We start from the raw sequence: 14,573 nt of genomic DNA on the forward strand, positions 1-14,573 counted from the left end.
TCCCCCGGCCGGTGACTTCCCCGTTCCTCGAGGCCCCCGAATCCGCCTGGGTGGCGAGCAACGCGCTCGCGTTCGCGCTGCGCGACCGCTTCCCGGTCAGCCCCGGCCACACGCTCGTCGTCCCGCGCCGGCTCATCGCGACCTGGTTCGACGCCACCACCGAGGAGCGCGCCGCGATCTTCGAGCTGGTCGACACGGTCAAGCGGGACCTCGACGCCGAGCTCCGCCCGGACGGCTACAACATCGGGATCAACGCTGGCGAGGCCGCAGGGCAGACCGTGATGCACCTGCACGTCCACGTGATCCCGCGCTTCCGCGGCGACGTGGACGACCCGCGCGGCGGCGTGCGCCACGTCATCCCGGGCCGGGGGAACTACCTCGCCGGGCGAGCCCCGCCGCTCGCGACCGGCGGCGCCGAGGACCCCTTCTTGCGCCACCTCGCGCCGGCCTTCGCGCGCGCGACCGATGTGGCCATCCTCTCGGCCTTCGTCCAGGAGAGCGGCCTCGATGTCCTGGAGAGTCACGTGTTCGCAGCCCTCGCGCGCGGCGCTCGCGTCCGGCTCGTCACCGGCGATTACCTCCACATCACCCAGGCGACGGCGCTCGCCGAGCTGCTCGACTGGGCCGGTGGCAACGCCGCGCTGGCGGGCGCTGGATGCACCCGGGGCAGCTTCGAGGCGCGCGTGGTCGAGGTCGACGCGCTTCCCGGCAAGATCCGCTCGTTCCACCCCAAGTCGTGGCGCTTCGAGGGCCCGGGCTTTGGCGCCGCGTTCGTCGGATCGAGCAACATCTCCCGCGCCGCGCTCGGTCACGGCATCGAGTGGAACCTCCGCGTCGACCGCCACCGCGATCCGGACGCCTACCGGGCCACCGCCGGCGCCTTCGAGCGCTGGTGGTCCCGCGCCCGGCCGCTCACGGCCGACTGGGTCGAGAGCTACGCCCGGCGCGCGCGGCAGGTCACCGTGGGCCTGCCGGCGGGCGAGGAGGACGCGGAGCCCATCGAGCCCCCGCCTCCGCCACACCCCATCCAGCGCGAGGCGCTCGCCGCGCTGCAGCGGAGTCGCACGGACGAGGGGCGGCGCCGCGCGCTCGTGGTGCTCGCCACCGGCCTGGGCAAGACGTACCTCGCCGCGCTCGACGTCGAGGCCTGGGCCGAGCACCACGGCCGCCGTCCGCGTGTCCTCGTGCTCGCCCACCGCGAGGAGCTCCTCGTCCAGGCCGCCCGGACCTTCCGCCGCCTCCTGCGGGGCGGCGCCGCGCGCTTCGGCTGGTGCGCCGGGAGCGCCGGTGAGCTGGCCGGCGATGTGGTCTTCGCCTCGGTGCAGAAGCTGTCCCGTCCCGAGCACCTCGCGCGCCTCGCCCCGGGGAGCTTCGACTACGCCATCGTCGACGAGGTCCACCACGGCACCGCGCCGAGCTACCGCGCCATCCTGGACCGGCTCGATCCGGGCTTCCTGCTCGGCCTGACCGCCACGCCCGAGCGGGCCGATGGCGCGGATGTCGTCGGGCTGTTCGACGATCACGTCGCCTACCGGGCAGACATCGGCGCTGGCATCGAGCGGAGCTTGCTCGTCCCCTTTGCGTATTTCGGCCTCAGGGACGAGACCGACTACCGCGCTGTCACCTTCCAGAACCGGAGGTTCGAACCAGGAGAGCTGGAGAAGGCCATCGACACGGATCGGCGCCTCGAGCAGATGTGGCGCGCGTGGCAGGAGCACCCGGGGGAGCGCACGCTCGTGTTCTGCTGCTCGATCCGGCACGCGCACCATGCCAGCGGCTTCCTTGTCGCCCGAGGGGTTCGTGTCGCCGCCGTCCATTCTGGTCCGGAGTCGGCGCCGCGCGAGGAGGCGCTGGCGGATCTCGTCACTGGCAAGCTCGACGCGCTGTGCGCTGTCGATCTCTTCAACGAGGGCATCGATCTGCCGAGCGTCGATCGCGTGGTGATGCTCCGTCCCACGGAGTCCCCTGTCGTCTTCTTGCAGCAGCTCGGCCGCGGCCTGCGCGTAGCGGACGGGAAGGCGCGCCTCACCGTGCTCGACTTCGTGGGCAATCACCGCGTGTTCCTCGACCGCGTGCGGGCGCTGGTCTCGCTCGGCTCCGAGCCGTCCGATCTACGCGATTTCCTCGGCGGCATCCGCGCCGCGCGCCTGCCGCCGGGCTGCACCGTGGACCTCGATCTCGAGGCCAAGGATCTCTTGCTCAGCCTGCTTCCTGCCCGCGGGAAGAGCGAAGTGGAGCGCGCGTACCGCGATCTCCGCGACGCGCGCGGCGAGCGCCCGACGGCCGGCGAGCTGTTCCGGATGGGCTATCGGCCTGCCACGCTGCGGCCAGCCCACCAGGGCTGGTTCGATTTCGTGGCTTCCGAAGGTGATCTGAGCCCGCCGGAGCTCGGGGTCCTTCGCGCCGCCGGCGCGTGGCTCCGGGAGCTCGAGATCACCGCGATGAGCAAGTGTACCAAGATGGTCACGCTCGAAGCGCTTCTCGAGACGGGTGCGCTCTTTGACGGGATCTCGATCGTCGAGCTCGCGCGCAGGAGCCAGTCCATTCTCGCCCGCTCTCCGGAGCTCTCCCGCGATCTCGACGGTGTGGCCGAGCTGGGCGGCGGCCGGACGTTCGACGAGCCGCGCTTCGTCAGCTACTGGAAGGAGAACCCCATCGCCGCCTGGACGGGCGCGCGAGGCCGCCGCTGGTTCGCGCTCGACGTGGACCGCTTCGTCTCGAAGCTCTCCTGTCCTCCTGGCGACGAGGAGGCCTTTGCCGCGATGACGCGGGAGCTCGTCGATTACCGGCTCGCCATGTACCGTGCGCGCCGCCGCGATGAGGGCTCCGGCGCGTCGTTCTCGGCCAAGGTGCTGTGGAACAAGCGCGACCCCATCCTCAAGCTGCCCTCGCGCGCAGCCCACCCTGACCGCCCTTCAGGGGACGTCGACGTCCGGCTTCCGGACGGCCAGGTGTGGCGCTTTCGCTTCATGAAGGAGTTCTGCAACGTCGCGCACCGCGTGGGCTCGCAGCGCAACGAGCTCCCGGATCTGTTGCGCCGCTGGTTCGGCCTCGCTGCTGGCCGGCCTGGAACGGCGTTCCACGTCCGCTTCGTCCGCTCGCCCGATGGGCTATGGGTCGAGCCGGAGAGCCCCGAAGGGGCCTCCACGGCGCCGCGCGGCGCGCTCATCGCTTTCCCCGATCTGCGCGCGGCGGCCGGCGCCGCGGGCGCGCCGACGGAGCTCCCTCCCGAGGCCGAGACGGTGCGGCTCCCGATCGTGGCTGCGCGCGGCGATGGGCTCTTTGCGGTGCGCGCTGCGGGCGACTCGATGGATGGCGGGAAGCGCCCGATCCGTGACGGGGACTGGCTGATCATGAGGTTTGCGCGCGGCGCCTCGTACGATGCGCTGGACGGCAAGGTGGCGCTGCTTCAGGTACCCGATCGCGATCTGGGGTTTGCCTACCAGATCAAGCGGATCGTGCGCGATCGGTCGCGATGGTGGCTCCGCTCGGACAATCCGGACGGGCCGTCGTATGAGGCCACGGCCGAGACGGTGCCTATCGCGATCCTGGTCGAGGTGGTCCGCCCCGAGGACATCGGCCCGAGCGCCGGCGAGCGCTTCGAGGACGACGAGGGCGCAGTCCGCGCGTTCGGGCTGGAGGAGCCGCCGCGGACCGGCCGTGTCGGCGGTCACCTCTTCTTCTGTCTGGAGACGCCCGGAGCGCTGGTCGCGCCCGATCGCATTCGATCGCCGGTGCCGGCGCAGGAGCGCCGCCCTGGGGAGACGGCCTTCGTGCTCGCGCGGCCGCCCGGCGAGCCCGGCTGGCAATACCTTGGCGTGGCTCGTTACCTCGATGAGGAGGGGCTCTGGGCCTGTCCGGGGATCGATCATGCCGCATACCGCACCCTGGGATCAGGCCGCGGAGCGTCCCGGTCGCTCCCGGCGGGGACCCGCGAGCGCGCGCGGGCGCTCGTGGAGGAGTTGCTCCGGCGGCCCGGCGCGGGCGCCTTCGTGGAGCGGGACGGCAGGCGCTGCAGGATCGTCGGCCTGGCCGACGGCGGTGGGCTGCGCATCGACGGTGGCCCGGACGGCTTTGGAGAGCGAACGGTGTCGCTGACCGATCTCGCGTGGGTGATCGTCGCGAGCGACGACGTCAGGAAGAACGGCGGACTGCTGGACGAGCAGCGGGTTAACCGGCTGCGCTATCTCGAGGGGACGCCACGGGCGGCGACGCGGTGGATCGACACGGGATGGGCGCTTGCGCTTGCGACGGCGGGCGAGGAGTGATCGCATGGAGGGCAGTGGGGCGTCGGGAGATCGAGACGGTTCACCGCGGGGGCTCACCTCGCCTGGCGAAGTGCGCGTAGTAGCGCTGGACCATGTCCCGCCACCTCGCGTACTCCGCCGGGTGCTCGCGCAGCCTCTCCTTCCAGGCCGCATCGACTGCTGACCGCATCTCGCCTGAACCCAGGCCGTAGCGCTGGAAGATCGACTCGGCCATGGCGGGGGACAGGGCCAGTTCCGCGCAGAGCGCGGCATACCGCGCGAGCGGCAGGATCGTCTCCAGTGGCTCGGAGGGGGGCGCTGCACCGTCATCGCCGGCCGTGCTCGACGGTTCGGAGCGCGGCGATACCGTGGCGGACTGGGAGGCTACTCCGGTCACTGGGGTCGGCGAGGGCGCGGTTTGTGTCAGCAGCTCACGAGGAATTGCGAGGTTCAGCGATGTCTCTCGGAGCTCTGTCGCGATCTGCGGAGGGGGTCTCGATGCTGCGAGAGCGCCGGCAGGCTTCGTGGGATCCGCCGCCGCGAAGGGGATCACCGGGCCACGAGGGGGAGCCTGCAACGGTGACGTCTGTGCGACGGTCCAGGGGGCTCGCGGTTGCTGCGGCACGGCTGCCGGTGTGGACGGCACGGGAGTCCCCGATGCTCCGGCTGTGAACGGGAGAGCGGGGCCACGGGGAATGTCCGAGAGCGGCGCGGTCTCTGCGATCGCAGGAGGCGGGTGCTTCACCACCTTCGCTGCACCGGATTGAAGGAACGGCAGCTCTGGCCCTCGCGGAATGTCGGGCAAGGGGGCGGTGCCGGTGAGCGACTCTGCAGCGCAAGGAGGCTTCGGCTTGGCCTTTACGGTCGCGAGCTCGGCGCGTGCGGGAACGAAGGGGACCACTCCGCCTCGGGGGACATCCAGCAAGGGCCCTGTGCCCTGCAGGGCCACCGCGGTCACGAACGACGCCCCAGGGCCGGCGATCGCCCCGGAGGATGGGGCGGCAGGCGCAAACGGTGCGGCGACGAATGCTGGCGAGCGCTCGACACCGTCAACCTCCCGCGCTCGGGCGAGGAGTATCTCCAGTCGACGCGCGTGATGCGCCTGGAGCCGCTCGAAGTCCTTCGCCAACGCCGCGTCACCCTCGAGCGTTGCCTGCCAGCGCCGATCCAGCGCGGCCCGCATCTCCTCATCGGCTAGCCCGTGGCGCCGTAGCACTCGCTCGCGTTGCCCCGGCAGCGCATCGAGCTCCGCGCAGAGCGCAGCGTACTCGGCCAGGCCCAGCCTGGGCTCGCCCAGCGGTACCGCCGCGGCATGCTCATCTGCGGGTCTCTCCGCCGATCCCCGCGCCTCGGCCACCCTCGATGGACGCAGCACCCGGGGACCAACCCGGAGCGACCCCAGCTTCCCAGGCTGCGTGTGCAGATCCTTGAGAAGCTCGCCGACCTTCGCCTCCTCTTCAGCGCGCCGCGCCCATCGGCGGCGGAGCCGCGCAACGTCGTTCATGCCCAGGTCGTTCTCCTGCAGCAGCTCGAACGGGGCCGGGTGCGCGCCGAAAGCAGCAAGAAAGCCCGCCCAGGCCGTCGGGTCCTCTGCGAGCGGCTCGACCTTTCGATCCAGCCAGTCCTCCGCCTGTGCCAGCTCTTGCGCATAGGCCGCGAGCAGCTCCGGCTCGGCGGCAAGCCGCTGCTTCCAGGCAAGATCGGCCCGCGCGAACGTACGCGGCGCCAGCCCCTCGACCGCCAGCACGTTTGCGAGCGCGAACCCCTCCGTCACCGCCGCCCTGACAGCCGCGTACTGCGCCAGCGAGATCCCTTCGCTCGCTTCCTGCGTCCCCGCTGCGGGCTTCGTGGCTGCCGCCATCCCCGGCCCCTAGTCGCCGACCAGCACGGTCCCGGAGGCGATCACGCTCCCGTTCGGCGCGTCGCCCGGGTCGTTGCAGGTCATCGCCGGATCTCCGAGGTGCGCGGCGGGCTTGTTGTTGATGAGCACCGTCTTGCTGCCCATCTGAACACGGGCCTGGTTCGACGGCGGGCGCTGGAACGTGCCCCCCGCGGGCACATGCGCGGGCGCGTTCGTCGCGGTGCTGCCCTGGGTCGCGGCTGGCTTGCCCTCCACGAGAACGTCTGCGCTCAGATCGCCGGACAGGTTCCCGCTAAACGGCATCGGCGTCGGCGTGGGCACAGGCCCGCCCGGCGACGGGACCATCAGCACATGCGTGTCGATGCCGACGATCTTGTCGCCTTGCTTCGCCGCTGGCTTTCCTGGGCTGGGGGATCGCGAACGCATGTACCGGCGTCAGCCGCTCCCCTCGTCACCCGGCTTCGGTGCGTCGACCCCGAGGGGTGGATCGAGGGGCTTGCCCGTCTGCAAGTCGAACCGCTGGAGCCGCTTTCCCTCCGGTGCGCTCTGCCCCGCGGCCTGCGCCTGGCAGGACTGGAACGGCATGTCGGGTCGCGGAACGAACTCCTTGATGTCGGCCGTGCCCTGGGGGATGCCCGCCCGTTCCGGTGGGCTCGGCGGGCCGCCGCGCCGGAGGGGCGCTGGCGGGCCTGGCGGTGTGGCGACCACCTCGGAGCGGGGCGGCGCCGGGGGCCGGCTGCCGTCGCTGGCGGGCCGGGCGTGCGCGTTTGCGGCCCAGGGCGAGACCTCGTTGCGTTCGGTCGGCGAGCGCGGCGTGACGAATGCCGGCCCCTGAGGGGGCGCGAGCGCCGGCGGCGCCGCAGGCGGCGGCGGGGCCTGCACCGGCGTGGCGTCCTCCGCCGCCGGGCGCTGCGCCGGCCCGAGCGACACCAGGGAGGGCCGCTTCGCCTCGAGGCTGCGCCGGGTCCTCGCGAAGGCCGAGCTGAAGCGGAGCGCCTGGATCCCCTGGTTGCGCTTCGCCGAGAGCGCGAGCTCCGCCGTGTGCTCGGCGTCGGCCCGCTCCCAGTCCGCCGGCGCAACGCCGAGACGCGCGAGCACCTCGTAGAGGTCCGCGCCGCGGAAATGAACCACGTGGGCCAAGACCTCGGCATACCGCTCAAGCCGCATGACGCTCTCGTCCTTTCCGCTCACGATCGGCCTACTTGTCATGGCTCGTCTGCGTCGGCCGAGTCCGGCGGGACAGGCCTGTTCCGGAGACGGAGCTCGTTGCATGCTGCCACCATGAGCCGGCACCCCGCCGTCCATATCTCCACGGCCTTCTCGACGTCCTGTTGCGTTCCTCGCCCATTCTCGTACAGGTCCGCGAGATCCATGCAGCCCGTCAACCCACCGGAGTCGCGCTTGACCATGCGGCAGCTCATCTTTACGAGCTCGAAGATCTTCTTGTCGATCTCGGGTCCTTGGCCCTCCTTCTGAAGGCGGGAGATGACGCGCGAGCACCCGTCATAGATGCCGTGCTGACAAGCCGCCAGGTTGAAGAAGCGCGCCTTTTCGGGGTCTCTGGGTACGCCCTTGGCGGACTCGAACAGGTATGCGAGTGCGACGCACTCCTTGAAATCTCGACCACTGACACACGCGTGGTAAGTGAGCTCCGCGCGGGTAGCGTCCCGCCGGCGTGGCTCGTCGCCGTACTGGCCGGCACAGGCGACGGCGAACGAGCATTCCTCCGCTCGGCCAGCGCGGCACTCATCCTGGGAGAACTCGCACGCCTTGAGGTAGATCTCTTTCCTGAGGCTGCGCTGCTCGTCTGCTGCTTTATTCGGCCAGTGGTGGTTGACGATTGGCTCGCACGCGCGCGCCTCGCCCGCAAGGCACATCTCGAGGAGCTTCGCGCTCATGACCTCCGCACGGGGCTTATCGTCATCCTGCCAGGCGATCTCCAGAAGCGTCGAGCAGGCCTCGACGTTGGACGCCGCGCACGCGTCCTCGGCGGTCTTCAGTGCTGTCTTGCCCACGGTGCCCTGAAAAACGCTCAGCTCGTCCGGATGGCGGAGCACATCCAGCGCGAGCGCTACGCAACCTCGCTGCTCACCGCGTGCGCAGACCAGCTCGTGCTGGCTGGCCTCCGCGACAGCCGCGCTCGGTTTACTGGGCCATTCATGCCAGTGGTGGTACTCCACGGCCAGATCCATGCACGCCTTCGTGTCCTTGCCGAGACACGCCTTTTTGAAGAGAGTCTCCGCGCGCGCCGCGTCCTCTACCAGACCGAATCCGTGGAGGAACAGCCAGCCGGCGGCGCGGCAAGACTCCATGTCTCCCCGCTCGCAGCGGCCCAAGGCGGGAGCGGGGTCTTCCGTTCGTGGCAACGAGAACAGACCCGCACCCGGATCCTCATCTGGTCCGGTCGGCGCGGCGCTCGCCGTCGCCGGCGTACGCACGCCGAGCTGCCGCCCCTCACCCTTCTTCGAGGGCGCGCTCGCTGCGCCGCAGCCGGCGAGGAGGACCGAGATGGCTGCCGTGATCAGGGTCGAGCCGTCACGAAATCGCTTGAGCATCGTCATCTCCCTCGGCTGAGGCGGCGCCGTCCAGGAACATCGAGGGCGTGAGCGCGTCGATCCGCTCCTCGGACCATTTTTCGAAGCTCGGGTGCACAAGGATCTTATTCCAGGCGGTCGCCTTGAGTTTGTTCTCTATCGGCGAGGGCCACGCGGCGCTCGGTTCTGCCTTGCCTGAGCCGCCGGTCATGTACTTCCATCGGCACTGGAACTGCGCCTTGCCCGCGTTGTCCGGGTGCTGCTGCCCGCTGTTCGTGATCGCCACGGCGGGCAAATAGTGCTTGTAGAATACCAGGCTTCGAGCTTTACCGAAGTCTTCCTGGCTGGGGGCGACTTCAGACATGAACATGCTCAGCGTCATCTCGCGCCCGCCATGCGCCCACATCGACCGGGCGAGGACCCCTCGCGGAATGAAGAAGATCACCCACGGCTGCAGGTTCGTGAAGCCGGGGGTGTTCCGGATCGCCCAGAGCATCTGTGCGATCGTGTAGTTCTCCTCCGGCGAGCTGCCGTACATGCGCGCGAGCCGGCTCACATAGAGCACGTCGTCCAGTGTCAGCGCCGCCTTGCTGGCCCGCCGCGTCACCACAAGGCGAAACAGGCCGATCGGGCGCGCCTTCTTGATGAACCCGGCCATCTCACCGAGGTCCTCGGGAGGAGGTGGCGTGACGCCCATGCCGCAGAAGCCGAGCATCTGCCCGGGGCCGACCTTGTTCTGTGCGCTGCCGTCGACGATGCCGGCTTGCATGTACTCGACGAGCGCTCCGCGCCCCGGGCGTTCCCGCTTGATCTTCGCCCAGAAGTTGGCTCCGTTGCCGGTGTCCATGAGCTGCACGAGCTGCTTGTCCTTATGCACCCGGAGGACATAGTGGATGTGCGAACCGTCAAGCTGCTTCTTGAGAGCAATGACGATCTCCTTCGTCGTGGTGTCGAGCGCCAGCGCTCTCTGTTGCTCCCAGACCGAGAGCTCCTTGCTTAGCTTTGCCTGCATCTCCGCGCGCTGTTTATCCATGCGCGTGTTCCGAGCTTGCGTTGGTGCTCGATGCGAGGGTTGGTTCACAGGTTGGGCATCCCGCCGGGCGCGCCGGACAATCGAAGTCGCGAGAGCGTCAACCCCCTCTCCTTGCACTTGGCGAGTGTGTCGCTGTACCCGACTCCTCCAGCCGAAGCACGCTCTCGAATGCCTCGTTCTCGAGCTCGTTCGGCTTCCAACACACGCGCTGATCGCCGCCCTCCGCCGTCGCCATAGCCGTCATGACCGCAGGGACGGATGCGCCGCGACGGCGACCTCCTCGACGGACGCGCCGCCCTGCTATAGCAATTGAACTACCCCGGGGATCACGTCGCCCGGGCGGCGCGACATGAGCGTGAGGGCGCGCACGCAGGGCACGGCTTTTAGACACGAGGCCGCGCTCCGCGCGTGCGGGGGAGGTGAGAGCCTATGTTGAGCGGTGCTGATGTTTCGGTCCACCAGGGAAATATCCAGTGGGACGCCTTCGCCTCACGTCTCGATTTCGTCTTCATCCGGGCGACGTACGGGACGGAGGGGGTCGACAGGAAGTTCGCAACCAACCGGGCCGAGGCGGCGCGCTGCGGGCTGCTCCGGGGGTACTACCACTATGCGTTGCCGCGCCTCGACCCCGCCGAGCAGGCACAGAAGCTCTGCAGCGTGGTCGGCGACCTGGAGCCCGGGGAGCTCGACATCGTGCTCGACCTCGAGGAGACGCAGCACGCGGGCGACAATGGCCATGTCTGGACGTCGCAGGACACCCTGGCTCTTCAGGTGTGGACCCGTCGCTTCGTCCAGGAGGTGAAGTCGCGCTACCCGGGCCGCTCGGTGATCCTCTATACCCGCCACAACTTCTGGCACGATCACCTCGGCGGCAGCTCCGAGTTCGTCGACTGCCCGCTCTGGATCGCGAACTATACCTATGGACTCGACTCGGTGCGGGCGAGGCCCCCGGCCGACCCGAAGGCATGGGCGGACTGGGCGCACAAGAAGCCGCTCAGGACCTGGGACCCCTGGTCTGCGTGGTCGTTCTGGCAGATCACCGCCAAGGCCGTGATGCCGGGCATCCGGACCAACACGGTGGACGCCAACCTGTTCAATGGAACGGTGAGCGAGCTGCGGCGCCTCGCCAGGCTCGAGGCCGGGTCCGTGACGTCTGACCCGCTACCCACGGCCGACGCGCTCTGCCAGAAGCTGCTCTCGCAGGCGGATGACAGATACATCTTCGGCCACGAGGTGCGCCTGACCGATCCCAATCCCTCCGCGTTCGATTGCTCCGAGCTCATCGAGTGGGGCTGCGCCCAGCTCGCCGTCGAGCCCACGATGCCTGACGGCTCCTGGATGCAGGCGCGCCACGTGAAGGCGGCGCGGCTGCTCATGCCGGTGGACACGGCGATCGCGACCCGCGGCGCCCTCCTGTTCCGCTTCTCGGCGGACCCGTTCACGGGCGGGCGCCCCGAGCACGCCCACGTGGCCATGAGCCTGGGCGACGGCCGCACCATCGAGGCGCGCGACACCGCGCATGGCGTCGGGGTGTTCCCGGCGCTGGACCGCGGCTGGACACACGCGGGCCGGATACCCGGTATCGACTACGGCGCCGCGCCGCCCGGCGTTGGCCTCGCGCGCGGCGCCACGGGGCCCGAGGTGAAGGCCTGGCAACAGCACCTGTTGATGTGGCGCGCCGGGCTCCTGCCGCGGTTCGGCGCGGACGGTGACTTCGGCGAGGAGACCGAGGCGGCCACGCGGATCTTCCAGCAGGAGATGGGGTTGCCCGTGACCGGCGCGGTCGGGCCCGAGACGCGCGACGCCATGCAGCGCGCGCTGCCGCGCCCGCCCTGCGCGCTCGAGCTGCCGCGCGCGCTGGGCCGAGCGCTCATGGGCATCGTCGGCCAGGGGGCGGCCGCGGGAGGCGCGCTACGCGCGGCGGGGCCGCAGGCAGAGCTCCAGGGAGCGGCGAGCGGGCCGACGGCGACTCCGGGCTACGACGTGGCCGGCACCCGCAGCTACACGTTCGCGGGGAGCGGCTTCCGGTTCACGGTGACGGCCACCCCCGAGCCGGTCGTGGCGGCTCGGGCGAACGACGCCGGGGGCGCCGTGGCGTTCTTCGCATCGAGCCAGGCGCAGCCCGCGTCCGCGCAGCTGGCATCGGTGTTCGACGGGACGGGCCTCGACTGGCTGCCGCCGCGCGATCCGGGCGCGCTGACCGGTACGAGGTTCTACGAGCAGGTCCGGGGCCTGTCGCTCGCGGCGCGGGAGGAGCTCTTTCTCCAGGAGGTGCTGCGGGGGAACGTGCCCAGCTTCCTGCGCCGCTTCCATCGCGTCACGGTCGAGGCGCCCGGCGGAAAGCGCGGTGTCGCGTACGTGTGCGCCGACTACCTGGCGATCGGGCCGGACAACGATTTCCTGCGCATGCCGCTCACCGGCGTCACCGCCCAGCGCGTCGCGGATGCGTGCGGCTGCGTGCTGCCGACGAAGAAGCTCGTGAAGGACATCTATGCCGCCTCGCGGAAGCAGACGGCCATCCCGTTCGATCCCCAGGACGGCACCAAGGTGGAGCGCTTTCGTGACCACCACCTGGCCATCGAGCAGCACCGGGTCGGCGAGCTCGGCGAGCTGCTCGCGGGACACAAGAAGGACGTCGTGGTGACCAACCGGCTGCACCACTACGCGCGCCGGCTGGCGATCTTCGGCTTCTACAAGGCGGACGGCAAGCCGTGGCAGCCGCTGGACACGTCGCTCCGGCGGCGGCTGCCGCACGAGGACACCTACGCCGACTACAGCCATGGGGTGCGGCTGATCGGCGGCCTGATGGCCGTCGGGTCGGACCAGCGCTGTGTGGCCGACGTCCTTCTCGACCCGGCGCTGTGCGGCCTCGTGAGCGACGAGGGGATCATCAGCGTTCCGAGGTACGAAGTGCACCCGCTCGGGTGACCCATGCGGTCGTTTTGCCGCGGCCGAACCTCGGGGAGGGGTGAGGGGAGGGGTGGGACTCAGCTACACTCCGCTGGTAGCAGGAGGAGTCCCCGCGATGGAGTTGAGACGCACAAAGGCCATGGACGGTCACGGCAGCCTGATCGATGCGCTCGCGTCGGTCAGCGAGGCGGAGCTGCTCGACGCGATCGTCGCGCTCGCGAGGCCGCGGCACATGTTCCGCCAGCGCGCGGAGAACCGCCGCGCGGCGCAGTACGTCGCAGCTGCGCTGGAGGAGCGGGGCTACGCGGTCGAGATCGAGGGCGAGCTCGGGAACGTGGTCGCGACGCCTCGGGCCCCGGCCGATCGCCCGATGATCCTCGTCGGGGCGCACTACGACAGCGTGCCCGAGACGCCCGGCGCCGACGACAACGCGAGCGGGATCGCCGCGATGCTCGCCTGCGCAAGGGCGCTCTCGCGCTTCGAGCCGGCCCCGCCGGTGGGCTTCGTGGCCTGGAACGGCGAGGAGGACGGGCTGCTCGGCAGCGTCGAGTTCGTGGCGCGCCATCGATCGCAGGGCGGAGCGCCGATCGCCGCCGTGCACGTGCTGGAGATGGTCGGCTACGCGAGCCACGAGCCTGGCTCCCAGCGGATGCCGGTCCCGGTCCCCGGGGCGCCGGACGTCGGCGACTTCATCGGGCTGCTCACGAACCACCGCTCGAACCACCTCGTGGAGCTCGCCGCGAAGCAGGCAGAGGCGATGGTGCCCGAGCTGCCGGTGGTCGGTCTCAAGGTCTACCTCGGCCTCGAGGAATGGCTCCCCGTGCTCCACCGGAGCGATCACTCGCCGTTCTGGAAGGCGAAGATCCCTGCGATGCTCTGGACCGATACGGCGGAGTTCCGCAACCCGAACTACCACCGGCCGACGGACACCCCCGAGACGCTCGACTACGGCTTCATGCGCCGCGTGACGCAGCTCGTCCTCGCGACGGTGATGCGGCAGGTCCGTACCGGCTGATTGGAAGGAGATCCCGATGGTCATCGAGCTGACCCCGAGCTTCGAGGTGATCGATACGCGCTTCCGCAAGCTCGCGCTCCCGCACGTGCACGTCGAGAAGCTGTACACGGGCTGCCGCTGGGCGGAGGGGCCGGCGTGGTTCCCAGCGGGGCGCTACCTCGTCTGGTCGGACATCCCGAACGACCGCATGATGCGCTGGGACGAGACCGACGGCTCGGTCTCGGTGTTCCGCCAGCCCGCCATGAACACCAACGGCCACACGGTCGACCTGCAGGGCCGGCTCGTGTCCTGCGAGCACCGCGGCCGCTGCATCTCGCGCACCGAGCACGACGGCTCGCGCACGGTGCTCGCGTCGCACTTCGAGGGAAAGCCGCTGAACTCGCCGAACGATGTGGTCGTGAAGTCCGACGGCAGCATCTGGTTCAGCGACCCGAGCTACGGCATCGACAGCGACTACGAAGGCGACGCGTCGCCCAACGAGCAGGGCGCGCAGCGCGTCTACCGCATCGACCCGATCTCCGGTGCGCTGACGGTCGTCGCGGACGACTTCGTGCAGCCCAACGGCCTCGCCTTCTCGCCGGACGAGTCGCTGCTGTACATCGCCGACACCGGCGCGACGCACGTGAAGGGCGGCCCGCACCACGTGCGCAAGTTCCGCGTCGACGCGAACGGCACGCTGACCGGCGGCGAGGTGTTCGCGACCTGCCCGGTCGGCGTGTACGACGGCTTCCGCGTCGACGTGCACGGCAACCTGTGGCTGTCGGCCGGCGACGGCGTGCGCTGCCACGCGAGCGACGGTGCGCTCCTCGGCAAGGTGCTGATCCCCGAGACGGTGTCCAACGTCTGCTTCGGCGGCGCCAAGCGCAACCGCCTGTTCATCTGCGGCACGACCTCGCTGTACGCCGTCTACCTGAACACCCGCGGCGCCTAGAGCGGCGGTCACCCGCTTCGGATACGGGCCCACCTCGACGTT

At 70.2% G+C, this 14,573-nt stretch carries 9 protein-coding genes; 4 read left to right on the forward strand and 5 right to left on the reverse strand.

Translation table 11 applies throughout. The annotated features are described in order from the left end of the window. Positions 1-11: 11 nt before the first annotated feature. Positions 12-4,268, forward strand: a complete 4,257-nt coding sequence (locus WME79_RS44805) for a DEAD/DEAH box helicase family protein (protein ID WP_437528262.1) — start codon at positions 12-14, stop codon at positions 4,266-4,268. 40 nt (positions 4,269-4,308) lie between these two features. Here the strand turns inward: WME79_RS44805 and WME79_RS44810 are convergent, their stop codons facing one another. From WME79_RS44810 to WME79_RS44830, 5 genes are all read right to left on the reverse strand, one after another. Further along, positions 4,309-6,021: a hypothetical protein gene (locus tag WME79_RS44810; RefSeq protein ID WP_437528264.1), complete on the reverse strand. Its 1,713-nt coding sequence runs from the start codon at positions 6,019-6,021 to the stop codon at positions 4,309-4,311. Between the two features lie 96 nt (positions 6,022-6,117). After that, positions 6,118-6,534 carry a PAAR domain-containing protein gene (locus tag WME79_RS44815; RefSeq protein WP_437528266.1) on the reverse strand — a complete coding sequence of 139 codons (417 nt, stop codon included), beginning with the start codon at positions 6,532-6,534 and terminating at the stop codon, positions 6,118-6,120. Positions 6,535-6,543: 9 nt separating this feature from the next. Further along, the gene (locus WME79_RS44820) at positions 6,544-7,275 is read right to left on the reverse strand and encodes a hypothetical protein (protein ID WP_437528268.1); all 732 of its coding nucleotides are present in this window, start codon (positions 7,273-7,275) and stop codon (positions 6,544-6,546) included. Between the two features lie 38 nt (positions 7,276-7,313). Beyond that, positions 7,314-8,444, reverse strand: coding sequence for a hypothetical protein (locus WME79_RS44825; RefSeq protein ID WP_437528270.1), 1,131 nt, complete (start codon positions 8,442-8,444; stop codon positions 7,314-7,316). Between the two features lie 199 nt (positions 8,445-8,643). Beyond that, positions 8,644-9,675: a hypothetical protein gene (locus tag WME79_RS44830; RefSeq protein WP_437528272.1), complete on the reverse strand. Its 1,032-nt coding sequence runs from the start codon at positions 9,673-9,675 to the stop codon at positions 8,644-8,646. Between the two features lie 429 nt (positions 9,676-10,104). On the opposite strand from WME79_RS44830, the gene WME79_RS44835 reads away from it, so the two are divergent. The 3 genes from WME79_RS44835 to WME79_RS44845 all read left to right on the forward strand — a co-directional run bounded on the left by WME79_RS44835 (position 10,105) and on the right by WME79_RS44845 (position 14,531). Then, positions 10,105-12,603, forward strand: coding sequence for a GH25 family lysozyme (locus WME79_RS44835; RefSeq protein WP_437528274.1), 2,499 nt, complete (start codon positions 10,105-10,107; stop codon positions 12,601-12,603). A 97-nt stretch (positions 12,604-12,700) separates the two neighbouring features. Next, positions 12,701-13,600, forward strand: coding sequence for a M20/M25/M40 family metallo-hydrolase (locus tag WME79_RS44840; RefSeq protein ID WP_437528276.1), 900 nt, complete (start codon positions 12,701-12,703; stop codon positions 13,598-13,600). A 16-nt stretch (positions 13,601-13,616) separates the two neighbouring features. Further along, the gene (locus tag WME79_RS44845) at positions 13,617-14,531 is read left to right on the forward strand and encodes an SMP-30/gluconolactonase/LRE family protein (RefSeq protein ID WP_437528278.1); all 915 of its coding nucleotides are present in this window, start codon (positions 13,617-13,619) and stop codon (positions 14,529-14,531) included. Positions 14,532-14,573: the final 42 nt, after the last annotated feature.

The sequence above is a fragment of the Sorangium sp. So ce726 genome, from assembly GCF_051521405.1.
Classification (GTDB): domain Bacteria; phylum Myxococcota_A; class Polyangia; order Polyangiales; family Polyangiaceae; genus Sorangium.